The following is a 26,074-nucleotide window of genomic DNA, read 5'->3' on the forward strand; positions in this document are numbered from 1 at the left end:
TTAGCAGGGTCAATGTTAAAGGCTTAGCATCTAAAACTTTGTAAATTTTGGTATCAGGGATAATGAGTTACGTTAACAGGTCATGTTTTTTATCGTTGCTTGGCAAGCCCCCGATATAGTAGATGACTAATAGCGGTTTTCCCCAAAACTAACGCCTTTGGCATAAGAGCGGGTACCAGTGGCGTAACCCAAAGCTACAGCGCCATGGAGTGGAACGACCACGATATCTCCCTTGGAAATTGAGAAGAACCTTTTTATTTGTTTGCGTCTTCGGCCCGGGTCGATACCTTTATCAGAAAACAGTCCCAGAAGTTCTTCAACGCTTGAAGCCTCAGAAAAATTGATCTGTGACCAGCCGTGGCCAGCCTGATTTTCACTAATCAGCTTGGCAGGGCTGCGAACCAGATAGATCTTTGGATCTTCCATGCTTTGTATCCTTCTTTAGTAGTTATTGTGGCCAAGTTAACGGTGCGTCCAGTGATTGGATAACGCTTCCGCTTGTTCCATAATCAATGCAATCGCTGCCGGCGCTTTCGTTGCTGGCCAGGGCATCGTAGAAAGCCACTTCGTCGGGGTTCAGGCCAAGGGCAGCATCCCGTTCCATTTCTGCTTGGAACTGCTTGGCCATGGCGATCAGCTCCTCGATCACCTGTGCCGTTTCAATGCCACGGTTGTTGTACTTGCGGAGCGTCTCTTGCAGGCGGTCGGCGTATTTCTTCTCCTGCACCACGTTGTTGCGGGTTTTGGCTTTGATGTCGTCCTTCAACAGCTTTTCTAGCAGCTCCACGGCGAAGTTCTTGTAGGGCATTTGCCTAACGTCTTCCAAAAATTCTTCGGAGAGCAGGCCGATATTGGGTCTGTCCAAGCCACATAGGGCGAACACGTCGGTTACGCCCCCGCCTATCAGCGCGTTATCCAGGATCTGCTTCAGAGCAGATTTTTTGTCTTCCTCTGTTAGCTTCTTGTCCACGCTGGTGAATTTGGTAATCGCGGTTTTCACCTGGGACAGGAAGGCCACTTCTTTTTGCAGCGCCTGGGCTTCATCCAACGTGGCGCAAAGGGAGAACGCCTTATTCATGGCCAGCACGGTATCCAGAAAGCGCTTCTTACCGTCTTCTAGGCCCAGAATGTAGTTGGCATCGGTGTAGGTTTTCAGGGCCAGCTTGAGCTCGTTGGCAATGCCGATGTAGTCCACCACCAGGCCGCCGGGTTTGTCTTTGAACACACGGTTTACCCGGGCAATGGCCTGCATCAAATTGTGGCCCTTCATGGGCTTGTCCACATACATGGTGTGGCAGCAGGGCGCATCGAAACCGGTCAGCCACATATCCCGCACGATCACCAGCTTGAGCCGGTCATCACAACTTTGATAGCGCCTTTCTCCGGGTCATCGTCGTGCCACTCCGGGCGCAGGGCGACGAGCTCGTTATACAGGTGCGCAGCAATCTCGCGGCTCATGGCGACAATCATGGCCTTGCCGTCGATGGTGCTGTTGCGGGTTTCGAAGTGCTTGACCAGATCTTCCGCTACCTGTTCCAAGCGCGGGCCGGCGCCCACCAGTTTTTCCAACCGGCTCCATTCGCCCTTGGTTTTCTCCCGGCTGCCAACGTCCTCATCGTCTTCTACCACTTCCTCTACCTGGTCAGACAGCGCCTCGATGGCTTCGTGGTTGATGTCGAGTTTGGCCAGGCGTGATTCATAGTAGATAGGCACGGTTGCGCCATCGTCGACCGCATCCTGAATATCGTAGATGGACACGTAATCGCCGAATACGGCGCGGGTGTCCTTGTCTTCGTTTTCGATAGGGGTGCCAGTAAAGCCGATGAATGACGCATTAGGCAAGGCATCGCGCATGTGGCGGGCGTAGCCGAACTTGTAGGTGCCGTCTTTCTTGAGTGTCGCTTTCAGGCCGTACTGACTGCGGTGGGCCTCGTCTGAGATCACCACGATGTTATGGCGATCGTTCAAAATAGGGTGGCCGCTTTCGTCATTCAGCAAAGCAAACTTTTGCACCGTGGTGAAGATGATCCCGCCGGATTCTCGTTCCGCCAGCAGTTGGCGTAATGTATCCCGGTCTTCTGCCTGCACCGGTTCCTGTTTAAGCAGTTCTTTGGCGGCGCTGAAGGTGGCAAAAAGCTGGCCGTCAAGGTCGTTGCGGTCAGTGACCACAACCAAGGTGGGATTGTTCATTTCTGGCTGTTGCAGCAGCTTGCCGGCGTAACAGCACATAGAAATGCTTTTGCCAGAACCCTAGGTATGCCATACCACACCGGCTTTCTTGCTACCGGGCACTACTTCGTCACCGTAAGTGGCGCGTTTTTCGCCGATGCCACCGCCACTCATATCCTGGGCGGCAACCACCGTGGCCCGCACTGCTTCACGCACGGCATGGAATTGGTGGTAGCCGGCAATCTTCTTGATTAGTTTTTCGGCATCGGTTTCGAAAATTACAAAGTAACGGATGTAATCCAGGAACAGCGCACGGTTGAAAAAGCCGCGCACCATGGTTTCCAGCTGCCATTCTAATAGCGGCTTGTCGTCTTCGTCCTTGATGGTGCGCCAGGGCATGTAACGCTCTTGGCTGGCGGTGAGCGAGCCCACGCGGGCAAGGTAGCCGTCACTAATGATAGCGGCTTCGTTGTAGGCGAACAGGTCGGTGACTTCGTCTTTGTAGGTCTGAATCTGGTTGAAGGCATCCCAAATATCGACATTCTCAGCACCGGGGCTTTTTAGCTCCAGCACCGCCAGCGGTAGGCCGTTAATGAAGCAAATAATATCGGGCCGGCGAAGCTGTTTGGAGCCTTCGAGGGTGAACTGGTTGATGGCGCGAAAGCGGTTGGCGGTCACGTCGCCGAAGTCCACCAGAAACGCCTGATCGTGAACCACCCTGTCGGGCTCACTATTGGACGCTCTGGGCAGCTTGTATTCAACCGGTACGCCATCCAACAACAGTCGATGGAAGGCGCGGTTGCTGATCGCCACATCCAGGCTTTGCGGTTTGCGCACCACATCCACCGCTTGCTCCACGGCGCTCTGGGGCAAGTGAGGGTTAATGCGGCGGATGGCCGCCTCAAGATCAGCCAGCAACAATACTTGTCGGTAATCGGCCCGCTCCGGTGACGGGCCATCCGGTGCGAGATCAGGCCCGTGGGCAACTTCCCAGCCACCCACAGCAAACCACGCCAGGCATTGTTGTTCCAGCTGATCTTCAGTCATACCGTACTACCTTCTCGGTTTCTTACCTTTGGATTTCCTGCAAGGAGCTTGTCGTAATGTAGGCTTGCCGCTTGTCATTCGGCGTTTGTGGAAACGCCAGCGTCAGTGACTTGTCATCTATCATCGTACCCAAATACTGGTGTCGCAGCGTATCAGCCGTCCGGTTCAGGAGTTCAGCAAGGCAGGATCGGGTTACGTAATGCCCAACGCAGAGCTGCAAAATAGTTGCACGCATGGTTTCCGGGTCCAGGCGTTTACTGGTGGCGGACGGCTCTGCGACCGATTTGAGCCTTGCGTAGAAGTCTGGTGCAAGGTTCTCCAGATCATGGATGGCCGGCGCCTTCAATGCGGGTGAAATCAATCGCCCGAATTGATCACGGTGATCTGTAGCCAATTCGCTATCGCCGGAGAAGGCAACTCTGTTATCCACCCTAAAGCTCTTATCGCCGGAGTAGGTCTGCTTATCACCGGAGTAGCTTTGCTTGTCGCCGGAGTAAGCTGCCTTATCGCCGGAGTAGCTGGTGTCGCTGGCTGATAAATCTACGACTGCGTCCTGGTCTGAACCTATGGGCACCCCGAATACTTGTTCTGGGGTGGGTATGCCCGCTCCCGGGAGATGGTAAACCGCACCTCGGCCACGGCCGTTGGTTTCGAACATTGACTGCTTAACTAGCGATTGCAGCGCCAAGGTGACGTCGTGAGAGTGATCGGTGGTGATTTCCGAAATACGGCCGTGTGATACCACTTGCTCGGTGGCTGCAGTGGCAAGAATCAGACGCTCCAGCCTTGGGAGAGTTCTGTAAGACTCGCCAAATCGGTCTTCGAGCTGCTGTTGAATTTCCTCCGGCATCAGCTCCAGCATTCTCAGCTCCAGCAGCGTTTGCGGGGGTTCGTCGATCTCATAAAGAGCTGGGCGACGCCAATGGCGCCAATTCCAGCCACTGTAAATTTTGGGTATGCCGGAGCCGGCTCGCTCACCCAGCCCGATCATCAGGAACATCTGGTGCATAATCCGGTTGCGGCAATCTGATTCGCCGCCCTTGACTGCTCTGTCCAACGGAATTCGCATGTCGCCCGGGTTCCGGAAACCGAGCATGTCTGGGCGCTTCACCACCAGTACCGATACCCGCCCCGAGAAGTCTGCATGCACCAGTGTATTTACCAGTGCTTCCCGAATGGCCTCGTGAATAGGGGTGTCATCTCGCCTTTGGCCAGACTTCAGGCGGAAAGGGACTTTCAGGGTGTCTGGGTTGGTTAGTTTGCGGTAAACAATGCGGTAGAAGTCAAAAAGGTTTCCGGACCAGGTGCCGTCGGGCACAAGGCGGTCAACCCAGCGCAACTCTGTTTTTGCTTCCGGGCGCTCCTGATAGTCCACAAAGTAGTGCGGTGCCGCTTCTTGGATGGCATCCCATGTTCCAAACATCAGCACGCCGGCAAGTGTCAGGCCTTCCTCTCCGGTCTGACGATCTTTACGCCATCCGTGCAGTTTCTTTAATAGCCCGAAATCATCGTGATCAAGGAACGGATGCCCTGGTTTGGTGTCTTTCAGCATCTGCCGGTAAACGCTAAGGCTCTGCTTGTCGATGTCGTTCCAGCCAAAACCTGTAAGGAGCTTGCTGTCGCGATCGTCTTCGACCTGCTCCGCCAACATTCGTTTTACGGCTTCATCGTCGCAAGCCCGGTCGCCTTCATGCAGCCGGCGGAAGGTGTTCCGATTGAACGGCGTGCTTCCCAGATAAACAGGTTTTTGCTTTCGTGAGGCTTGCGGCACGGAAATCTTAATAATCGATTGCCCTTCTACATTCAGTACCTCAACGTCTGAATCCTGAAGCAGGTTCGCGCTGACTTTGCTGGGGTTGTTCAGGGTATTGAACAGATCCGTTATCACCTTTTCCGTTTGCTGCACGCCTTCAATATTGAAGCGCCCCCTGGGTTTCTCCCTGAGGCCTAGCACCACCAGGCCACCATGGGTATTGGCAAACGCACTGTAGGTCTCCCAGAAATCTTTGGGTAGGGCGCCTTTGCCATCTCGGCCGCCTGCAAGTTTGCATTCAAGTTCGGCAGACTCTGTAAGGTCAGAGAGCCAGTCGATTATGTTTTCCGGAGTCAGCGTTTTGTTCATATAAATGGCTCGGCGGTAATTTCCTTTATGGCGGCTACCATTTTGGCGAACTCCTAAGAATCGCTTAGCAGTTCCGTGTCCTGGTCAGTTTGTCCACCGCTCAGATCAGTGTTTTTCAACTGATGCCGAATCTTCTCCAGCGGGCCGCTAAGGGCTTGCTCCAGTTGTACCATATGCTCCACCAGCCATTGGATCATTTCTGGCCAGTTCGCCTTGTCGTAGCCGTTGACCGGTTTGGCAAAGACGATTCGGCAGGCTTTTCGATTAGGCAGTGGCTGCCAGGTAAGCGCGGCGCCAAATTTTGTTTCGATGTGTGCCTTCTGGTTTTCCAACCGATCAAATGCGAACTGATTTACTTCAGCTTGCGAACGTGACATGTAGAACTCCACCCGCACTTCGTTTTTGCTGAAGATTAGGTTAAATACCATTGCAGATAGCCCGGAGCCAGCCGATAGCCAGTGGTCTTTGTTCGGGCTGATGTTGTTATAGAGGCTACAGCTACTGTGACTGAATGCATCCAGTGCTTGCTCCCAGAAGGCCAGCCGCAGTCGGTGGCTATTAAGCTGCTCGTGGCTGGCACTCTTTTCTTCGGCTTCTTTAGCCATCATGCCGATCATGAAGTCTGCCGCTTCTGGCGTGGGGATTATCTGCTCCACGTTTAAGAATAATTCTGCGCCGGCCTGGTAGGGCGTTACCTTGAAACACTGGCAAATAACGCCGAACTGGCTAAGCCATAGCACGGTGTTGGTGACTTCCTTACGATAGTGGGCGGCCACCAGAATCAGACGCTGGCTTTTCAGGGTGTTCAGCTGCACGGACTGTAAATCATCCGCTTGCAGAAATTCCAACAGAACTTTCTCAGCATTGGCGGGCTCTGCGCCTTCCAACTGCGCTTTTTGGTTAAGGTAGCGCTGAAAAATCTCAACCACTTGCTGCTTTTTCAGGTTGGCGCAGTAACTGGCGTATTTGAGTGCTTGCCACACTACATCCCGGCCGCTGTCATCGAGTTTGTTTTCGATGATGACCAGGTTGCCGTCTTTATCGATGGCAAGTAGATCAAGCCGCTCGCGGGTGTCATCGAAACCGTCGAATTCTTTCTGGATGATCAGTAGCTCGTCACCTTCGCCCGGAGATAGCGCTTGGGGGTAGTTTTCCAGCCACTCTTGTAGATGTTTGCGTTCGGTAAAGCCGAGGTCGGTGAAACGTTTTACTTCCAGTGGTTTTATGCGGTTGGCGGCTGCATCGATTTTAAACATTGGCTGCTTCCTCGATTTCAGCTAACTCAGATTCAGCTTCTGATGCTGAGAGCGCACCGGAAAGGAGTTTGGGCAAAAGGTTGTCCCTTAAAGTGCCTAAAGTCTGCGCTTCCTTCACGTTATTAAGAATACCGCCCAATAAAACAGATGAATATTTGCCGTAGCTATCGAGAAGTTCTTCTGAAGGCATCAATATCTGTATTCGGGAGAAGCTGCCAGTGTTCAGGTTCAGTGTGGCGCTCCCTCCACTGGCCAAATCGTGGAGATCTTTGTAAAGTGATCCCATCCGAAAATACAGATAAGGTGTGTAGTATTCCTCAAGAGGGACGATGCTGTTAATTTGCTGATTTGTATGACTCTCTTCGGTTGCAATTACCACTTGCCCCACTGTTGCTATGCAGCTAACACAAATACTTCCTTTCGAAATCGCTTTTTTTGATTGAGAGGCCGCACCTTTAGAGCTCAGGTGGTCGCCAGTTTTAGTGGCGAACATGTTTCCATGCATATCGGGAATCTTGATGAACGGGATATCGCTGCCATAGAACTCTGGCTTCTGTTTTGATGGAGTTTTGCCACATACAACTTTCCCAAAATCAGATATTGGGGCAACACTCCACCCCTCCGGAATCTCACCCAACTCACTATGCTGCATAGCCGACGGAAACAGCTCGGCGGTGGCGCGAAGTTCGGCGTATTGCTCGGGCTGTTCGGCCTGGAGGCGGGCCAGCTTGCCTCCGGTGGCCGCCCCAGGCGCACTGCCTTCTTTGGCATTGGCGCATTCCTGCGCGTCACCGGTAATGACCTGCATGGCGGCGAGCAGGGCGTCTTCTTCGCTGCCGCCGGCGTCCAGTGCGGCGATCTTAGCTTTGACCGGCTCGAAATCGACAAACCAGCTTTTGAAGATGGCTTGAGCTATTTCTTCGAGGGTTTGGTTGAGATGGTGGTTGAGTTGGATTTTGTCGTGCAAATCGGCCAGAACTTTCGCGATACCTTGTTGAACGTCTAGCGGTGGCAATTTGACGGTCAGGCTTTTTAGCATGTCATTATTGAGGCTTGCTCGCGTTGACATGTTGGCAAGACTCAGAACTTGTTGCCGAAACCCTGGGCTGTTAAAGAAAAAGGCCGAATATCTAGCGTCGATTTCTACCGATCCGTTCGGTCTTAGACGTTTGCAAAACCCATTAAATGACGCGTCAGGGTAGTCTTTAGTTGCCACACAGCTCATGCCAAGCTCGTCAAAAGTTTCGCTGGTTCGAGTAATGAAAACGTCGCCAGTCCGAACGGAGCATTTGTGTCGTTCTTTCGTATTTGTATTTGCTAAGCTAGTGAGCTCTTCTGGAACGAAGTAGTTATAAAACACTTCTTTGAAGGTAAGGAAAGGATAGCCGAAACCGAACTCCTTTCTGCCCTTATTCAAGCCATTGGTAACGTCATATATGTCTAGAAGCGAATACTCTCTCCATTCAGAGCTCATACCCTAGCCCCCCAATATTTCGCTTAATCTCGGCTTCCAGCCGGTCGCTCTCCGCAAACTGCTGCCGCAGCTGCCCGTTTAAACGGGTCATCTTCTCAGCAAAGGGCTCGCCATCGTCTTCTTGCTCTCGGGCACCCACATACCGCCCCGGTGTCAGCACAAAGTCGTGCTTTTTGATCTCTTCCAGGCTGGCGGATTTGCAGAAGCCCGCCATATCCTCGTAGCCTTCACCCTGCTGCCAGGCGTGGAAGGTGTCGGCGATTTTGGCGATGTCATCAACGGTGAAGTCCCGCAGTACCCGGTCACGCATAAAGCCGAGGTTGCGGGCGTCGATGAATAGCAGCTCTTTCTGGCGGTTGCGTTTTTCCCCCTCTCCCCCAACCCCTCTCCCGCTGGGGGAGAGGGGAGCTTTATTCTTGGTCAGGAACCAGATGCAGGCCGGGATCTGGGTGTTGGTGAACAGTTGGCCGGGCAGGGCGACCATGCATTCCACCAGGTCTTCTTCTATCAGGCGCTTGCGGATTTCACCTTCGTTATTGGTGTTGGAACTCATTGAGCCGTTGGCCAGCAACAGAGCCATGCTGCCGGTGGGTGCCAGGTGGTGTAGCATGTGTTGCATCCAGCCGAAGTTGGCGTTGCCCTTGGGTGGCGTGCCGTATTTCCAGCGGGTATCTTCCGCCAGCGATTCGTTCCACCAGTCTTTGATGTTGAAGGGCGGGTTGGCCATCACAAAATCGGCGCGCAGGTCTGGGTGTTGATCGTCCAGAAAGGTGTCGGCGTTTTTCTTGCCGAAGTTGAAGTCGATGCCCCGTATGGCCATGTTCATGGCGGCCAGCTTCCAGGTAGTGGGGTTGGACTCCTGCCCGTATACGGAAATGTGCTTTTTCTGTTCGGCAGCATCGTAGTGCTGCTCGCTGGCGTGTTCTTCAATGAACTTGTCGCTGGAAACGAAAAATCCGCCCGAGCCCATAGCCGGGTCGTACACGCGGCCGGAATAGGGCTGCAACATTTCAACAATCAGGGTGACGATGCTTTTTGGCGTGTAATACTGGCCGCCCTGCTTGCCTTCAGCCAGGGCGAACTGGCCTAAAAAGTATTCGTACACATGGCCGAGGATGTCTTTGCTTTGCAGCTCCAGCTTTTCGCCTTCAAAAATCGGTTTGGTGAAGGAGGTGTCAGAGAAGGTGTTGATCAGGCCCAGCAGCTTGTCGTTTTCCAGCTGGTACTGGCTGATTCGGTTAAGAATGCCTTTGAGCTTGGTGTTGCTCTTTTCGATGTCTTCCAGGGCGTTGTCGATCAGCCAGGAGACGGAACGCAGTTTTACATCATTGCCAACATCGTCTTGCCAGAGAACAGTGCCTACGGGGAGCACGGCTTTTTCTTTCAGGGTGTTCCAGCGGGCGGGTTTGGGTACCCAGAACACGTTGGCTTCACGGTAGTAATCTAACACTTCCAACTCTTCAATCAGCGCCTGCTGGTATTCCTCGTCGCCGTCGAAGTCTTCTCGGGGCATGTAGTAGATGTTGTCGTCGCTGTCGGTCTTGAACAACGCTAGCAACTCTTCCTGGCGCTCCTCGAAGGAGTCAGACACGTACTTGAGGAAGATCAGGCCCAAAACTACGTGCTTGTAGTTGGCTGCGTCTAGGTTGGCACGGAGCTTGTCAGCGGCTTTCCAGAGTTTGTCGTCCAGGGCTTTGAGGAATTGCTGTTCCGTGTTGTGCATTGTTTCCCTCTTGGGTATCTCGTTACTAAAGTTTTGATCAGGGCACGCAACGACGCGACAAACTTTGTCGCCGCGGTGGGTAAAGTTCGAAAACAGTTAGTTAGGGAGCTTAGAGGAAGGGTATGTATGGTGCAATGCGACCACTCAAGAGTGGTGTTTTATAACGAAAAAAGCCCCTGAAATCAGGGGCTTTTCTCTCGTGGTTGGTGGAGACGGCGGGAATTGAACCCGCGTCCGCCAGTACTATGCCTTGAGATCTACATGTTTATGTCCTTTTATTGATTTAACCTCGAGCGACCCAAAGGCCAGGGTGCAAAAGGCGAGTTCTTTAGATCTTAGCCGTTAGCCAGTGAACTCTGGACAACGGAGCATCCCGTAAGCGATGACGTCCTGAGATGTAGCTCTGGGCTACGGGCGACCCAGTCAGGACGGTACAAAGCAGCTTACGCTGCTAGTTGTACGGAGTAGTCGTTATCGTTTGCGACTATTGCATTGCAGCTTTGGATTAACGAGATTGGCTGCCCTCTCGACATGCACCCAAGGGTTCGCCACCAGCGTCGAAGCCATGTCGTCCCCTTACTCACAGTATATGTGGGCGGGTCGCTCGACTTCAAGGCTTCTTTGTTGCTGTTTTGCACAGGCAGGCTTGTAAGCCCCTCTGTTTCTCAGATTGCCTGGCGCTTTATGCTCTCGTGTCTGCCCGCCAGATAAAGTGGCTCTTTCGGTCCTGGCACGTTGGTCAGTACAGCAGACGCTTTGTTGCTGAGCAGGTCGAGAGCCCGCCGCTCAAGAATATCCGGGCCGCGACCGAGGATATCAAGAAGGCTGTAGGTGACCTGGGCCTGATAAGATCGTTTCAGTTGGTTCATGTTCTCCTGAAACGGTTCATGGAAACGCCGCTCTCTAGGGCCCATACCCCGCAGATCATCATGGGGTTTTGCGGGGTTTCCATTCGCAGCCAAGCGCGGTCGACAGCGGACATTGGTGATTGATTTGGTGACATAAACCCTCCCTGAGCGGTGCACCGGTCAGTTGTTGGCGACACGCAGAATGCGCTGTTTCTGGCGATCCCAATCCCGTTCTTTCTCGGTGGCGCGCTTGTCGAACAGCTTCTTGCCTTTCACCAAGGCGATTTCGCACTTCACTTTGTTCTTTTTCCAATACAGCGCCAGGGGCACGCAGGTTTGGCCGGCCTGGCTGGTTTCCCCGATCAGCTTGGCCAGTTCTTTGGCGTGCAGCAGCAGCTTTCGGGTGCGGGTGGGGTCGGCAATAACGTGGGTGGATGCTTGGGTAAGGGGCTGAAAGTGCCCGCCCAGCAGGAAAGCTTCACCGTCCTTCAGCAATACATAGGCTTCGGTTATCTGGGCTTTGCCGGCCCGCAGCGATTTTACTTCCCAGCCAAGCAAGACCATTCCCGCTTCGAAGCGTTCCTCTATATGGTATTCGTGCTTCGCCTTCTTGTTGAGGGCGATGGTACCGCTAGGCGTACCGGGTTTTTTCTTGCTCATGAATCAGTTATCCGAGTTCGGACGAATGAACGGGCCGACCGGGTGCGGGTCGGCAAAACGGGCATTGTAGCTCAGTAGTGCCAGACTGGTCACGAAATGGCCTTCAATGGCGTGCCTGGCTCGTGCGTGAAGGAGTCCTTCGGCTACAATATCGACTTCGACACTTTTCAGGGGCAAAAATGCCGACGCCGTACCAGACATCTATCGGGTCGTTTACCCATAAATCAACCTTTTTCTGGGCTGCAGTGGGCGCAACTGTTGGGCTGGCTAACCTGTGGCAGTTTCCTTATTTGGCAAGTCTGCACGGTGGCGGGCTGTTTATTCTGCTGTATCTCGCCTGTCTTTTATTGGTCACTTTGCCCTTAATGGTTACCGAGGCCGCTATTGGCCGTTATGCCCGCCATGGCATTATATTGGCAATGGATGGTTTGATTCGCAGCGCAAAAAGTTCAAGAGCTTGGATGGCTGTGGGCCGGCTCAGCATACTGGGTGCTTTATTGGTGCTGTCGTTTACCGCGGTATTTGGGGCCATTGCGCTGGCCTATGTGTTCTTCGGTGCGATGGGTCGGTTTTCCGGTGCGGGTCAGGCGGAAGCCACCGAAATTCTTGCAGGGTTAGTTTCTGACCCGAGAGAGTTCCGTGTGTTCATGGGCTGGCATGCTTTCTTTTTGGCCATGGTGCTGTGGGTGTCTGGGCAAGGCGTGGTCGGCGGTCTTGAGCGGGCGTTTAGAATTGTCGTGCCGGGCACCTTGGTACTCCTGCTAGCACTTTTTGGGCTTACGGCTTGGTACGGTCGAATTGACGGAGCTGTCAGTCAGATTCTTGAGATGCACCCTCAGGATCTTTCATGGGCAAGCCTGAGGGCGGCACTGTTTCATGCATTTTTTACTTTGGGTTTGGGTATGGGTGTGTGGGCCGTTCTGGGCGCGTACACCACACCGGACACGCAGCTTAAACGGTCCATTCTCGCAGTTGTGCTGATGGATACGCTGGTCGCGATTTTGGCCGGGTTGATGATTTTTTCCATGGCAATGGAAGGTGGCGTGTTTGACGGCGAGCGTGGGTTCAGTTTGTTATTCGTTTCGCTTCCTCTCGCGCTTGCCGAGCTCCCCGCGAGCCAGTTTGTTATCGCGACGACCTTTGTCATGGTGGTCATGATTGTGTGGGCCACCGCACTGGCATTATTGGAGCCGGTTGTGGGTTGGTTTCGTGAGTGGACGGGAGCGCCTCGTGGACTCTCGGTATTTTTGATGGGCTTGGTGGTTTGGCTCGCTGGCTTGGCGTCTCTGTTGTCGTTCAATGTGTGGGCTGAATATCGCGTAGGTGGCGCAACGGTTTTTAGGTGGATGGAATTGGTAACCGGTGGGTTGATGATTCCCTTGGTGGCGATTCTAATCGCGATATTTATTGGCTGGTGCCTCACGCGCAACCTCTCTAAAACGATGGTCGGGGCGGCGCCCAAGCTCTTTAGTACAATTTGGTTCTGGGTTATGCGCCTAGTGCTGCCTTTGGTTGTTGTCTACATCGGTATTCATTACACCGCAGCCTCTTTGGTAAATCTGTGCGACAGCGGCAGCGAGGCATTCTGGTGCGAGCCAGCGCCGAGCAGGGTTTTGCAGGAGGAGGGCGACGCCTCTTCCGAAGCGAGAGATGACGAGTCAGGAGAGTTGCTCCCGGCGGATCAGGCGCCTGCGAGTGAGCAGCCATCGCCCCCTGAAGATGCCCCTAAAGACGACGATATCCTTTATCATAGTGTTTGATTGCAGGCATGTGTGTGCTTCAAAAACCTGCAGTCTGTCTTAAAGCATGTTTGTAAGCAGGACAACCGGTTCAGATGGCCCATCAGATTGATAAAACAGCCCTTGTTATGCACTCTGCCGAGCGCATGTTTCACCTAGTCAATGACATTGCCCGTTATCCCGAGTTCCTTCCTTGGTGCGCGAGTGCGAAGATTCACCAGCAGGATCCGAAGCAGATTATGGCTTCGCTGGAAATAGCCAAGGGAGGCGTGCGCCACACGCTTACCACCCGCAACCAGCTGCTGATGCCAGATGCTATTGAGATGAGCCTGGTAGATGGGCCGTTTCGAACCCTTACTGGGCGTTGGCACTTCAAGGCGCTGGACGAAAATGCGTGCAAGGTCATCCTTACCTTGGAGTTTGAGTTCTCAGGCACTTTTTCGCGTATGACCTTCGGGCCTGTGTTCAATCAGGCGGCCACCACCATGGTAGATGCATTTTGCCGTCGTGCTGATGATATCTACACGGGAGGTGCCTGATGCCGCTGGTTGAGGTGGCTTACGCTCGGCCAGACAAGCAGGAAATCGTTCCTGTGCAGGTGCCGGAAGGTACAGCGGCAATTGAAGCAGTTAAGTTGTCAGGTATCGCTGCGATTTTCCCGGAGATCGATGCGGATTCGATCGATATGGGGATATTTGGCAAGATTATTAAACGTCCCGCTGATCATGAATTGCGCGATGGCGATCGGGTAGAGCTGTATCGCCCACTCCAGGTTGACCCGAAGCAGGCGCGCCTAAATCGGGCCAAAAAGAAATCCGAATCGGATCAGTAAGCGGGCGTTTCTTCCAGAAGCTGTGCTTCGTAGTGGGAGTAAAGGTCGTCGTTGTAGTGCACGATGATGCGTTGCTCTTTGATATCGCCACCGCGGCGCTGAAACGTATAAACGTAGTATTCGCGAGAATCGTCAACTGGGTTCAGCATCAAAGGGCTACCGAGTAGCGCCTGAACCTGGCTGCGAGGCATGCCTTCGTTGAGTTTGGTCAACTCTTCATCGGTAACAATATTGCCTTGCTGGACGTTGATCTTGTAAACGCCCGGGAAAGCACAACCGGATAGAACCAGAGTGAGAATGAGAGCTGTGAGCTTTTGCATCGCCGGAGGAAATCCTCTATCTTGAAATCGCCTGCCAAGGGCAGGTGTGGCACGGGTTAACCGTTAAAAGGCGGCTTCATCATACCGGAAGCCGTGAGGCACACCAAAGAGTGAATAGTAACATGTCATCTGAAAACGCCGAATTAAGAAAAGTCGGTCTCAAAGTAACTCTGCCAAGAGTGAAAATCTTCAATATCCTGGAAAATGCCAAGGATCATCATCTCAGTGCAGAGGATCTTTACAAAAGACTCCTGGATCAGAACGATGATGTGGGGCTGGCCACCGTGTACCGGGTGTTGACCCAATTTGAGACCGCGGGTCTAGTGTTGCGCCATAATTTTGAAGGCGGCCACGCTGTATTCGAAATGGCGGGCGAAGATCACCATGATCACATGGTTTGTACCCAGACAGGGCAGGTAATCGAGTTTGTTGACGATGTGATTGAGGAGCGTCAGCAAATAATAGCCAAAGAACACGGCTACGAAATTGTCGAGCACAGCTTGATTCTCTACGTTAAGCCTATCAAGTCGTAAGCCCTTAGAGTGAGCAGCTGAATAAAAAAGGGGCAGGCTGCTAAGCCTGCCCCAATAGCTCTCAGGGTCGAGAGGGGGAAGTGGTTACCACTATCAGATCAGTGGTGGGTCGCCTGTCCTTTGGAAAACATTTCTGTAGCGTGGGCGATGGTATGTTCGGTCATATCCACGCCGCCCAGCATTCTTGCAACTTCACCGATTCTTCCTTGGTCATCTAGGGATTCGATTTTTGAGAAAGTCGCGTCCTGCTGGGTGAATTTACTGACAAAAAGGTGCTGATGACATTGAGCGGCAACCTGTGGCAAGTGGGTCACGCAGATAACCTGGCCATTGTCTCCCAGCGAGCGCAGTAGTTTGCCAACTACCTCGGCGGTACCACCGCCTATGCCGACATCTACTTCGTCAAATATCAGGGTGGGGGTTGTGGATGTCTGCGCGACCACTACCTGAATTGCCAGGCTGATTCGCGACAGTTCGCCGCCGGAAGCGACTTTGGCAAGAGGTCTTGCTGGCTGCCCGGGGTTAGCGCTTACCAAAAATTCGATGTCTTCCAGCCCGTGTGGTGCCGGTTCGTCCTTGGCGTTGCGATTCAGATGGGTAACAAACTGAACCGCCGGCATGCTCAGGTGGGCCAGTTCGCCGGCAATGCGCTGATCTAATTCCACTGCCGCTTTGGCTCGGGTTTCGGAAAGCTTGGTGGCTAGCTCATCAAAGCCTTTGCGCTGGCTTTCCAGCTCCTCTTCAAGTTTTTCAAGGCTACCTTCGCCGCCATCTAGCTCTGCCAGCTCAGCGTTTTGCCGTTTATGAAACTCTGTTAGTTCCTCCGGGTTGATGCGGTGCTTGCGCGCCATCTGGTAAATGGCACTCAGTCTTTCTTCAACTTCTGTCAGGCGTGCTGGGTCTGCTTCATAGTCATCCACAAAATGGCGAAGGTTATCGCCCGCTTCGCTGATCTGAATCTGGGCTTCCCTCAGCATCTGGATAGTGTCGGCCAGCGCGGGTACTTCAACCGGAAGTTGCTCCAGTTGCTGCAACGCTTGTCGCAGCAGTCCTGCGGCATTGGTTTCGTCTTCAGTGCACAGCAGCGCGGCGTGATGGCTGCTGTGAAGAATTGCATCGGCCTGGCTCAGTTGTGCTTGTTCTTTTTCAAGTTGTTCCTGTTCGCCGGCTTCAAGCGCCAGGCGGTCAAGCTCTTCTACTTGGTAGCGCAATAGTTGCAGCTTGGCTTCCGACTCTTCTGCGTTTTGTTGGCGTTCGATCAGTTTTGTACGGATTTGATTCCAGGCCTTCCACGCCTCACGGGTCTCGCCGGCGAGCTCTTCGGCGCTAGCAAACTCATCGATCAGTTTGCGGTGGGTTTCTTTGCGTAGCAGCGACTGGTGTTGATGCTGGCTGTGAATATCCATCAGTAGCCCGCCCAGATCTTTCAGGTGGGCAAGGGGGCAGGGCTGACCATTAATGTAGGCCCGTGAACGCCCATCTTTACTGATAACTCGGCGCAGAATGCAGTCGCTGTCGTCATCTAGTTCGTGGTTTTCTAGCCATTGCAGTGCTTCCGCAATACCGGAAACATCAAACGTTGCGGTGATGTCTGCGCGTTTGGCGCCGTGGCGAACAGCACCTGCATCGGCGCGTCCGCCCATGGCCAGCCCCAGGGCATCCAGCACGATGGACTTGCCCGCACCCGTTTCGCCCGTGAGAGCTGTCATGCCCTTACTGAAGTGCAATTCGACCCTTTCGGCGATTGCGTAGTTCGAAACTGTGAGCTGTGTGAGCATGCAGAAACCCTCCGCCATTCAAAATGTACTGTTCGTTCATACAGTTCCTGTGAATATATACAGGGTTTTTCAGGTTTGCAAACATATTGGCGGGATTTTCTTCAGGAATGCAGGCTTTGATGGTTGAAACTTGAGCTGCCAACCCCATAACGGTTCGCAATAACGTTCTTCCGGCTCTGGGTGGCCGGAGCCTATGTTCAATTGGTCGCGTTTTAGCCGGCCACCGAAGATCTGGCAGGAGTAGTCATGAGCACCGATGAAAACCGCAATGAACAGGTAGATGAATTGAAAGATGCCGCTGCGGCGGCCGCAGAGGAAGTGCAGCCGGGCGAGCAGGAAGAGGAAGTTTCCGAGCTGGATGCGCTAAAAGCACAGCTGCAGGACGCCCAGGAGCAGATGTTGCGATACCAAGCGGAGATGCAGAATGTGCGTCGCCGGGCAGAGATGGATGTTGAGAAGGCGCATAAGTTTGCGTTGGAAAAATTCGTCAAAGAATTGCTCCCTGTAGCAGACAGTCTTGAGAAGGCGGTTGAAAGCACCGAAGGCCAGGAAAGCGCTGGTGAGTTGGTGGCTTCTATCCGCCAGGGTGTGGAGATGACGCTCGGCCTGTTTGTGTCGAGCCTCAAGAAATTTAACGTCGAGCCGCTGAGCCCGCTGGGTGAGCCATTCGACCCCCAGCAGCACGAGGCCATGTCTATGGTGCCAGCCCCGAATGCTGAGCCGAACAGTGTGGTGGCGGTGGTACAGAAAGGCTATCTGCTGAACGGGAGAGTGGTACGGCCGGCAATGGTAATGGTCGCGAAGGCTCAAGGTGCACCAAAAATTGATGAGCAGGCTTGAAAAATCAGCGAAAGCGCCAATATAGCCATTAAACAGAATCAGCCGGACTAAATATCTCCGGACAACTATTAAGAACAGTATTCAGAAGAACGGGAGCGAATCAATGAGCAAGATTATCGGTATCGACCTTGGAACGACTAACTCGTGTGTTGCCATCATGGATGGGGACAAAGTCCGGGTTATTGAAAACGCAGAGGGTGATCGCACCACCCCGTCCATCATCGCTTACACCGATGATGGCGAAATACTGGTTGGCCAATCAGCCAAGCGTCAGGCGGTTACCAACCCTGAGAACACGATCTACGCTATTAAGCGCCTGATCGGTCGTCGCTTTAAAGATGACGTTGTGCAGAAAGACATTAAAATGGTTCCCTATAAGATCGCTGGCGCAGATAACGGCGATGCTTGGGTAGAGGTGAAAGGCGAGAAAATGGCGCCACCGCAGGTGTCTGCAGAAATTCTGAAAAAGATGAAGAAGACTGCGGAAGATTATCTGGGCGAGAAAGTGACCGAAGCGGTTATTACCGTGCCGGCTTACTTCAACGACAGTCAGCGCCAAGCCACCAAAGATGCGGGCAGAATTGCCGGCCTGGAAGTAAAGCGCATCATCAACGAGCCGACTGCTGCAGCCTTGGCTTATGGCATGGACAAGAAAGGCGGCGATCGCACCATAGCGGTATACGACCTGGGTGGCGGTACCTTCGACCTTTCCATCATCGAAATTGCGGATGTGGACGGCGAGCACCAATTCGAAGTGCTGGCGACCAACGGCGACACCTTCTTGGGTGGTGAAGATTTCGATATGAAAATCATCGAATTCTTGGCCGATCAGTTCAAGAAGGACAGCGGTATCGATCTGCGCGGTGACTCTCTGGCCATGCAACGTCTGAAAGAAGCCGGTGAGAAAGCCAAAATTGAGCTTTCTAGCAGCCAGCAGACCGACGTTAATCTGCCGTACATCACAGCAGATGCCAGCGGCCCCAAGCACATGAACGTCAAGTTGACCCGCGCAAAGCTTGAGTCGCTGGTTGAAGATCTGGTTCAGCGCAGCCTTGAGCCTTGTAAGGTTGCCCTGAAGGATTCTGGTCTGAAGATTGAAGAAATCGACGAGGTAATCCTGGTTGGTGGGCAGACCCGTATGCCGATGGTTCAGGAAAAAGTGAAAGAGTTCTTTGGCAAAGAAGCCCGTAAAGACGTGAACCCGGACGAAGCTGTTGCCATGGGCGCTGCGATTCAGGCGGCCGTACTTTCTGGTGATGTAAAAGATGTACTGCTTCTGGACGTGACTCCGCTGACCTTGGGTATCGAAACCATGGGTGGCGTTGCCACACCGGTAATCGACAAGAACACGACGATTCCGACCAAGAAGTCGCAGACCTTTTCTACTGCAGACGACAACCAGACGGCAGTCACCATTCACGTTGTTCAGGGTGAGCGCAAGCAGGCGACGCAGAACAAGTCCCTGGGTCGTTTTGACTTGGCCGACATTCCGCCCGCTTCGCGCGGTGTGCCACAAATCGAAGTAACCTTCGATATCGATGCTAACGGTATTCTGAACGTGTCTGCGAAAGACAAGGCTACCGGCAAAGAGCAGTCCATCGTGATCAAGGCCTCTTCCGGCCTGAACGACGATGAAATCGAGAAGATGGTTCAGGATGCTGAGGCAAACGCCGACGAAGATCGCAAGTTTGAAGAGCTGGTTCAGGTTCGCAACCAGGGCGACGCCATGGTTCACACTGTGCGCAAGACCCTTAAAGAAGCTGCCGACAAGGTCAGTGAGAGCGAGAAAGAATCTATTGAAGCGTCTATAAGTGAGCTGGAAGAAGCACTGACTGGCTCCGATAAGGACGACATTGAAGCCAAGACTCAGAAGCTGACCGAGGCTTCTTCAGAGCTGGCTCAGAAGATGTACGCAGAAGAGGAAGGCCAGGCAGAGCAAGCTGGTGGGCAGGAAGAAGCCCAGTCTGCTGACGATGCAGTGGATGCCGAGTTCGAAGAAGTTAAAGACGACGAAAAGAAGTAATTCTGACGCACATCAGGTAGTTGGAAAACGCGGAGCTGCTCCGCGTTTTCCTCGTTTAAATAACAGGGTTTTAAAGCATGGCCAAGCGCGATTATTACGACATTCTCGGAGTTTCCCGGGACGCGGACGAGAAAGAAGTTAAGCGGGCGTACCGAAAGCTTGCGATGAAGTACCATCCCGACCGTAACCCAGAAGATGCAGACGCCGAGAACAAGTTCAAAGAAGCCAGCGCAGCTTACGAAGTATTGGCAGACGAGTCTAAGCGAGCGGCCTACGATCAGTTCGGTCATGCCGGAGTGGATGGCCAGGCCGGTGGCGGATTTGGTGGCGGCGGCGGAGGCAACTTCTCCGATATCTTTGGCGACGTGTTTGGCGATATTTTTGGTGGTGGTGGTCGCGGTGGCCGAAGCACCCGCGGCTCGGATCTACGCTACACCCTGGAGCTGGATCTTGAAGAGGCCGTAAAAGGAAGAACCGTTGAGATTACCATTCCTGGGCATCGGGAATGTGACACGTGTGACGGCAGTGGTGCTGAAAAAGGTTCTCGTCCTGAAACCTGCGGAACCTGTAAAGGTATGGGCCAGGTTCGCATGCAGCAGGGTTTCTTTGCGGTGCAGCAGGCTTGTCCCACATGCCGTGGATCCGGCCAGATTATCAAAAACCCCTGTAGGGCCTGCCAAGGCCAGGGCAGAGTGCGGGAAGAAAAGACCCTCTCCGTTAAAGTGCCACCAGGCGTTGATACCGGCGACCGCATTCGGCTTTCCGGCGAAGGTGAGATGGGTGTAGAGGGCGGCCCCTCTGGCGATCTATACGTGCAGATGTCAGTGCGGGAGCACTCAATTTTCACCCGCGATGGCCGCAACCTTTATTGCGAAGTGCCCATCAGTATTGTTGATGCCACTCTTGGTGGCGAGCTAGAGGTGCCGACACTGGACGGTCGCGTGAAGCTGAGGATTCCGCCTGAAACCCAGACTGGCAAGCTCTTCCGGATGCGCAACAAAGGTGTTAGCCCGGTTCGCGGAGGCCCTTCTGGTGACCTCCTGTGCCGCGTGATTGTGGAGACTCCGGTCAGCTTGACCAAACGCCAGAAAGAGCTGCTCGCGGAATTTCAGGCAACCCTCGATAACAACAGCGGTACAAACCACGCGCCGAAGAAAACATCCTGGTTTGAAGGTGTTAAGAGCTTCTTCGACGAAATGAAATTTTGATCCGCCTCATATAAGGAATAGGCCATGAGGGTAGCAATCATCGGCGCCGCCGGGCGCATGGGTAAGGTTCTGATTGAGGCAGTTGACGGCACCGAAGGGCTGGAGCTTGGTGCTGCGGTGGTCGAGCCGGGCAGCAGTCTTATCGGAGCCGATGCTGGCGAACTGAGCAGCATTGGTAAAACCGGTGTCAAAATGGCGGGCACTCTGGCTGATGTGAAAGATGATTTCGATGTGCTCGTCGACTTCACTTTCCCGGATCTAACCCTTGAAAACGCCGAGTTCTGCAAAGCCAATGGCAAAATGCTCGTCATCGGTACCACCGGCCTGTCCGATGCCGAAAAGCAGCAGCTGGCCCTTGCTGCAGAATCTACCCAAGTGGTGTTTGCGCCCAATATGAGCGTAGGTGTTAACGTGGTTCTCAACCTGCTGAGTAAAGCTGCAGCGGCACTGGGCGACGATTACGATGTCGAAATCATCGAAGCCCACCATCGCCACAAAAAAGACGCGCCATCTGGCACGGCTCTGCGCATGGGCGAAGTGGTTGCCGATGCGCTCGGCCGCGATCTTAAAGAGTGTGCGGTTTATGGTCGCGAAGGCTTTACTGGCGAGCGCACCCGCAAGGAAATCGGTTTCGAGACCATTCGTGCCGGTGACGTGGTGGGCGATCACACTGTGCTTTTTGCGACGGAAGGCGAGCGTATAGAGATAACTCACAAGGCAAGCAGTCGCATGACCTTCGCCAAAGGCGCCATGCGCGCAGCGCTCTGGCTGAAGGATAAGCCTGCCGGCTTGTACGATATGCAGGATGTCCTGTCACTGAAATAGGTTTCAGGCATTGTCGGTATCAGAGGCATGCACGATTATACATAGACACAAAACCGCATATTTCATACAATAAGGCGGTTTAACTGCACCAAGCGTAGGCTTTGAAAAGCTCAGGGAACAAAAAAGTTCCCGGATAACAAAAAGCGGGACGGAGTTTTTACTCCCTCTCGCTTTTTTGCGACCTGAATTTGCGCTTGCGTTCCTGCACGTGACGAATCAATACGCCACCCGATGAGGATACAAGCCTTGAGCACACCCGCAATCCTTGCACTCGCAGACGGAAGCCTGTTCTACGGCACCGCCATTGGCGCTGACGGCGAAACCAGTGGTGAAGTGGTGTTCAACACCGCCATGACAGGCTACCAGGAAATACTGACAGATCCATCCTACGCCCGCCAACTGGTTACCCTGACTTACCCGCATATCGGTAACACAGGTGTGAACGAAGAAGATGTTGAGTCAGATCGCATACAGGCCGCCGGCCTGATCATCCGCGACCTGCCTTTGATGGCGAGTAACTGGCGCAGCACAGGATCGCTGGACGAGTACCTGCGAAACAACAACATTGTCGGGCTTGCCGATATCGATACCCGGCGCCTCACACGCATCCTTCGAGATAGAGGTTCGCAGAGCGGCGCTATTGTGGCGGGCGCTAACGCTACTGCTGAACGTGCGCTTGAGTTGGCTAAGGCATTTCCGGGGCTTCAAGGCATGGATTTGGCCAAGGAAGTCACCTGCGACAAAATGTATAACTGGACCCAAGGTGAGTGGACACTTGGCGAAGGCTACGCTGAGGGCGGCGAAACCAAGTTTAAGGTTGTGGCATGGGACTACGGTGTTAAATTCAACATACTGCGTATGCTCGCATCCCGAGGCTGCGACATTACCGTTGTGCCTGCGCAAACCCCGGCTTCAGAAGTGCTGGCAATGAATCCAGATGGCATATTCCTATCTAACGGCCCGGGTGATCCCGAGCCCTGTGATTACGCAATCAAGGCGATACAGGAAGTGTTGGAAGCCGAGGTCCCCTTGTTTGGTATCTGTTTGGGTCACCAGCTATTGGCGCTCGCCAGCGGTGCGAAAAGCATGAAAATGAACCACGGCCATCATGGCGCCAATCATCCGGTTCAGCGCCTTTCCAACGGCACGGTTATGATTACCAGCCAGAACCATGGTTTTGCAGTGGATGAAGCGTCCCTGCCGGATGTGCTGGAAGTTACCCATAAGTCTCTGTTCGATGGCACGTTGCAGGGTGTTCGCCGCACCGACAAACCAGCGTTCAGCTTTCAGGGGCACCCCGAGGCTAGCCCGGGCCCAAGTGATGTAGCGCCTTTATTTGATGAATTTATCCGTTTGATGGAAGTTCGGGCGAAATAACTCCGGCTTTCGGACGGACACGCGCCGCGTTCTTTGCGCTGCAAGAATTTAAATGTTGCTGACAGGTTAACCAAGACATGCCAAAACGGACCGATATTAAAAGCATCCTGATTCTGGGCGCAGGCCCGATTGTGATCGGGCAGGCGTGCGAATTTGACTACTCCGGCGCTCAAGCCTGCAAAGCCCTGCGTGAAGAAGGTTACCGGGTCATTCTGGTTAATTCGAACCCGGCCACCATCATGACCGACCCCGTGATGGCAGATGCCACTTATATCGAGCCGATTACCTGGCAGACCGTCGCTAAAATCATTGAGAAAGAAAAGCCCGATGCGTTGCTGCCGACCATGGGTGGACAGACTGCACTGAACTGCGCGTTGGATCTGGAAAAGCACGGTGTTCTGGCTGAGCATGGGGTGGAAATGATCGGCGCCAATGCCGATACCATCGACAAAGCGGAAGATCGCCGGCGGTTTGATCAAGCGATGAAAGACATTGGGCTTGAGTGCCCCCGTGCCTCCATTGCAAGCAGCATGGAAGAGGCCAAGAGAGTCGCTGAAGACATTGGCTTTCCGTGCATTATTCGCCCTTCGTTTACCCTGGGCGGTTCTGGCGGCGGTATTGCGTACAACCGGGAGGAGTTTGAAGAAATTTGTGCCCGCGGTCTTGATCTTTCCCCCACGAAAGAGCTGCTCATTGATGAGTCGCTGATTGGCTGGAAAGAGTATGAGATGGAAGTGGTTCGCGACAAAGCGGACAACTGCATTATCGTGTGCGCCATCGAGAACTTCGACGCCATGGGCGTACACACGGGGGATTCCATCACGGTCGCGCCAGCTCAGACGCTAACCGATAAAGAATATCAGATCATGCGGGATGCCTCACTGGCAGTGCTGCGTGAAATTGGTGTGGAAACAGGCGGCTCCAACGTACAGTTCGGTATCCACCCAGATACCGGCCGCATGGTCGTCATCGAGATGAATCCGCGGGTTTCGCGCTCGTCGGCACTGGCCTCCAAGGCGACGGGCTTCCCGATTGCCAGGGTCGCCGCCAAGCTGGCCGTGGGGTACACCCTCGATGAGCTGCGCAACGAGATAACTGGTGGCGTAACGCCCATATCGTTCGAGCCTAGCATCGACTATGTGGTTACCAAGATTCCACGGTTTACCTTCGAGAAATTTCCTCAGGCCGATGCCCGCCTAACAACACAGATGAAGTCTGTGGGCGAAGTTATGGCTATTGGCCGGACCTTCCAAGAATCTCTGCAGAAGGCTCTTCGGGGTCTGGAAGTGGGCTCTGACGGCTTTGATGAGCAGCTTGAAGAATTCACCTCCGAGATCTCCCGTGAAACGCTCACCCGCGAACTTAGCGTTCCTGGTGCCGACCGCATCTGGTATATCGGTGATGCGTTCCGTGCCGGGCTTAGCGTGGATGAGGTGTTTGAGTACACCAACGTGGATCCTTGGTACTTGGTACAAATCGAAGACCTTATCCGTGAGGAGCAGGCTCTGAAGTCCGCCGGTAAAGCCGATATCGATCATGCCACCATGTTCCGCCTCAAGCGCAAAGGCTTCTCCGATGCTCGCTTGGCCAAGCTGTTGGGCCTTACCGAGATCAGCCTACGTAAGCTGCGGCACGATCTGAATATCCGTCCGGTTTACAAGCGGGTAGATACCTGTGCAGCCGAGTTTGCCTCAGATACAGCTTATATGTACTCCACCTATGAGGAAGAGTGCGAAGCGGATCCCAGCGACCGCGAGAAAATCGTGGTTATTGGCGGTGGCCCTAACCGCATTGGCCAGGGCATTGAGTTTGATTATTGCTGTGTGCACGCAGCACTCGCCATGCGTGAAGATGGCTACGAAACCATCATGATCAACTGTAACCCCGAGACGGTATCGACCGATTACGACACTTCTGACCGGTTGTACTTTGAGCCTATTACGCTTGAAGACGTGCTGGAAATCATCAACGTCGAGAAGCCCAAAGGCGTGATTGTTCAGTACGGTGGCCAAACCCCGCTGAAACTGGCCCGTGGTCTAGAGGCGGCTGGCGTACCGATTATTGGTACCAGCCCAGACGCCATTGACCGCGCGGAAGACCGCGAGCGCTTCCAGCAGATGATTACTCGCCTCGGCCTGAAACAGCCGGAAAACGCCACTGTGCGCAGCCATGAAGAAGGCATTTTGGCTGCCCGCAAGATCGGTTATCCGCTGGTGGTGCGCCCGTCTTATGTGTTGGGTGGCCGTGCCATGGAAATTGTTTATGCCGAGGACGAACTGGCGCGCTACATGCGGAGCGCCGTGCTGGTTTCCAACGACAGCCCGGTATTGTTGGACCACTTCCTCAACGCAGCCATTGAAGTAGATATTGATGCCATCTGTGATGGTAAAGATGTTGTCATCGGCGGCATCATGCAGCACATTGAGCAAGCTGGCATTCACTCTGGTGACTCTGCATGCTCCTTGCCGCCATACACTCTGCCGGCCGAGGTTCAAGACGCCATGCGTGAGGCCGTAAGAAAGATGGCCATCGAGCTGGAAGTTGTTGGCCTGATGAACGTGCAGCTGGCTTGGCAGGATGATGAGATTTACGTGATCGAGGTTAACCCAAGGGCTTCGAGAACCGTGCCGTTTGTTTCAAAAGCCATTGGCGTATCTTTGGCTAAGGTCGCAGCCCGGGTAATGGCTGGCACATCTCTGGCAGAGCAGGGCTTCACCAAAGAAATAGTGCCCAGCTACTACGCCGTAAAAGAGTCTGTTTTCCCGTTCAACAAGTTCCCGTCTGTCGACCCGATTTTGGGTCCAGAAATGAAGTCTACGGGTGAAGTTATGGGTCTTGGTGACAGCTTCGATGAAGCTTTTGCCAAGGCGTCGCTGGCCATCGGAGAGCGTCTGCCCTCTGAAGGTACTGCGTTTATGTCGGTTCGCGATGTCGATAAGGCAGGTGCGATTCAGATTGCACGAGATTTGATTGAGATTGGCTTTAAGCTTGTTGCTACCACCGGCACCGCGAAAGCCCTCCGGGAGGCGGGTATCGAAGTGGAGCGGGTGAATAAAGTGGGCGAGGGGCGGCCACACATTGTAGACGCCATCAAGAATAGCCAGGTTCAGCTCATTATTAACACCACTGAGGGTCGCAAAGCAGTGTCGGATTCGGCGCAGATTCGCCAATCAGCTCTGCAGACCAAAGTAGCCTACACAACAACACTGGCGGGCGGCGAAGCCTTCTGTCGGGCCATTAAGTTTGGCCCGGAGCGTACAGTACGCCGCTTGCAAGACCTTCACGCAGGGAAGTAAGACT

General features: G+C 53.7%; 19 protein-coding genes, 1 other RNA gene and 2 pseudogenes. 10 read left to right on the forward strand and 12 right to left on the reverse strand.

Features of this window, described 5'->3' with window-relative positions; all coding sequences use genetic code 11:
- Positions 1-126: 126 nt before the first annotated feature.
- The 10 genes and pseudogenes from CPH80_RS18015 to CPH80_RS21745 all read right to left on the reverse strand — a co-directional run bounded on the left by CPH80_RS18015 (position 127) and on the right by CPH80_RS21745 (position 11,476).
- Positions 127-426: a hypothetical protein gene (locus CPH80_RS18015; protein WP_096280001.1), complete on the reverse strand. Its 300-nt coding sequence runs from the start codon at positions 424-426 to the stop codon at positions 127-129.
- A gap of 36 nt (positions 427-462) precedes the next feature.
- Positions 463-3,216, reverse strand: a pseudogene (locus CPH80_RS23420) (type I restriction endonuclease subunit R).
- A gap of 22 nt (positions 3,217-3,238) precedes the next feature.
- Positions 3,239-5,338, reverse strand: a complete 2,100-nt coding sequence (locus CPH80_RS18025) for an RNA-binding domain-containing protein (protein WP_096280003.1) — start codon at positions 5,336-5,338, stop codon at positions 3,239-3,241.
- A gap of 53 nt (positions 5,339-5,391) precedes the next feature.
- Positions 5,392-6,594: a DUF4268 domain-containing protein gene (locus CPH80_RS18030; RefSeq protein ID WP_096280005.1), complete on the reverse strand. Its 1,203-nt coding sequence runs from the start codon at positions 6,592-6,594 to the stop codon at positions 5,392-5,394.
- Positions 6,587-8,068, reverse strand: a complete 1,482-nt coding sequence (locus tag CPH80_RS18035; protein WP_096280007.1) for a restriction endonuclease subunit S — start codon at positions 8,066-8,068, stop codon at positions 6,587-6,589. Before CPH80_RS18035 ends, CPH80_RS18030 begins: the two co-directional genes overlap by 8 nt.
- Entirely contained in the window at positions 8,058-9,791 is a 1,734-nt protein-coding gene (locus CPH80_RS18040; RefSeq protein ID WP_096280009.1) for a type I restriction-modification system subunit M, read from the reverse strand. The genes CPH80_RS18035 and CPH80_RS18040 overlap by 11 nt, the downstream gene beginning before the upstream one ends.
- A gap of 204 nt (positions 9,792-9,995) precedes the next feature.
- Positions 9,996-10,367: a transfer-messenger RNA gene (ssrA, locus tag CPH80_RS18045) on the reverse strand.
- A 122-nt stretch (positions 10,368-10,489) separates the two neighbouring features.
- Positions 10,490-10,669: pseudogene (locus CPH80_RS18050) on the reverse strand (WS/DGAT domain-containing protein); the annotation flags it as partial.
- A gap of 150 nt (positions 10,670-10,819) precedes the next feature.
- Positions 10,820-11,299: an SsrA-binding protein SmpB gene (gene smpB / locus CPH80_RS18055; protein WP_096280011.1), complete on the reverse strand. Its 480-nt coding sequence runs from the start codon at positions 11,297-11,299 to the stop codon at positions 10,820-10,822.
- A gap of 3 nt (positions 11,300-11,302) precedes the next feature.
- Positions 11,303-11,476 carry a hypothetical protein gene (locus CPH80_RS21745; protein WP_157746919.1) on the reverse strand — a complete coding sequence of 58 codons (174 nt, stop codon included), beginning with the start codon at positions 11,474-11,476 and terminating at the stop codon, positions 11,303-11,305.
- A gap of 2 nt (positions 11,477-11,478) precedes the next feature.
- Here CPH80_RS21745 and CPH80_RS18060 point away from each other — a divergent pair, with 2 nt between their 5' ends.
- The 3 genes from CPH80_RS18060 (at position 11,479) to CPH80_RS18070 (ending at position 13,870) form a co-directional block, all read left to right on the forward strand.
- Positions 11,479-13,059, forward strand: coding sequence for a sodium-dependent transporter (locus tag CPH80_RS18060; protein ID WP_096280013.1), 1,581 nt, complete (start codon positions 11,479-11,481; stop codon positions 13,057-13,059).
- 74 nt (positions 13,060-13,133) lie between these two features.
- Positions 13,134-13,577, forward strand: coding sequence for a type II toxin-antitoxin system RatA family toxin (locus CPH80_RS18065; RefSeq protein WP_096280015.1), 444 nt, complete (start codon positions 13,134-13,136; stop codon positions 13,575-13,577).
- Positions 13,577-13,870, forward strand: coding sequence for an RnfH family protein (locus tag CPH80_RS18070; protein WP_096280017.1), 294 nt, complete (start codon positions 13,577-13,579; stop codon positions 13,868-13,870). The genes CPH80_RS18065 and CPH80_RS18070 overlap by 1 nt, the downstream gene beginning before the upstream one ends.
- Here CPH80_RS18070 and CPH80_RS18075 read toward each other — a convergent pair.
- Entirely contained in the window at positions 13,864-14,190 is a 327-nt protein-coding gene (locus CPH80_RS18075; protein ID WP_096280019.1) for an outer membrane protein assembly factor BamE, read from the reverse strand. The two genes, CPH80_RS18070 and CPH80_RS18075, sit on opposite strands and share 7 nt — an antisense overlap.
- Positions 14,191-14,312: 122 nt before the next feature.
- Here CPH80_RS18075 and fur point away from each other — a divergent pair, with 122 nt between their 5' ends.
- Positions 14,313-14,723, forward strand: coding sequence for a ferric iron uptake transcriptional regulator (gene fur, locus CPH80_RS18080; RefSeq protein WP_096280021.1), 411 nt, complete (start codon positions 14,313-14,315; stop codon positions 14,721-14,723).
- A gap of 98 nt (positions 14,724-14,821) precedes the next feature.
- On the opposite strand, the gene recN is transcribed toward fur, so the two are convergent.
- Positions 14,822-16,501, reverse strand: coding sequence for a DNA repair protein RecN (gene recN, locus CPH80_RS18085; protein ID WP_096281766.1), 1,680 nt, complete (start codon positions 16,499-16,501; stop codon positions 14,822-14,824).
- A 246-nt stretch (positions 16,502-16,747) separates the two neighbouring features.
- Here recN and grpE point away from each other — a divergent pair, with 246 nt between their 5' ends.
- From grpE to carB, 6 genes are all read left to right on the forward strand, one after another.
- Entirely contained in the window at positions 16,748-17,341 is a 594-nt protein-coding gene (gene grpE, locus CPH80_RS18090) for a nucleotide exchange factor GrpE (RefSeq protein WP_096280023.1), read from the forward strand.
- A 103-nt stretch (positions 17,342-17,444) separates the two neighbouring features.
- The gene (dnaK, locus tag CPH80_RS18095) at positions 17,445-19,364 is read left to right on the forward strand and encodes a molecular chaperone DnaK (RefSeq protein WP_096280025.1); all 1,920 of its coding nucleotides are present in this window, start codon (positions 17,445-17,447) and stop codon (positions 19,362-19,364) included.
- A 77-nt stretch (positions 19,365-19,441) separates the two neighbouring features.
- Positions 19,442-20,572 carry a molecular chaperone DnaJ gene (dnaJ, locus tag CPH80_RS18100; RefSeq protein ID WP_096280027.1) on the forward strand — a complete coding sequence of 377 codons (1,131 nt, stop codon included), beginning with the start codon at positions 19,442-19,444 and terminating at the stop codon, positions 20,570-20,572.
- 24 nt (positions 20,573-20,596) lie between these two features.
- Entirely contained in the window at positions 20,597-21,397 is an 801-nt protein-coding gene (gene dapB / locus CPH80_RS18105) for a 4-hydroxy-tetrahydrodipicolinate reductase (protein WP_096280029.1), read from the forward strand.
- A gap of 246 nt (positions 21,398-21,643) precedes the next feature.
- The gene (gene carA / locus CPH80_RS18110; protein WP_172898620.1) at positions 21,644-22,774 is read left to right on the forward strand and encodes a glutamine-hydrolyzing carbamoyl-phosphate synthase small subunit; all 1,131 of its coding nucleotides are present in this window, start codon (positions 21,644-21,646) and stop codon (positions 22,772-22,774) included.
- Positions 22,775-22,851: 77 nt separating this feature from the next.
- Positions 22,852-26,070, forward strand: coding sequence for a carbamoyl-phosphate synthase large subunit (carB, locus tag CPH80_RS18115; RefSeq protein ID WP_096280032.1), 3,219 nt, complete (start codon positions 22,852-22,854; stop codon positions 26,068-26,070).
- Positions 26,071-26,074 lie beyond the last annotated feature (4 nt).

This window comes from Marinobacter sp. LV10R510-11A (assembly GCF_900215155.1).
Taxonomy (GTDB): Bacteria; Pseudomonadota; Gammaproteobacteria; order Pseudomonadales; family Oleiphilaceae; genus Marinobacter.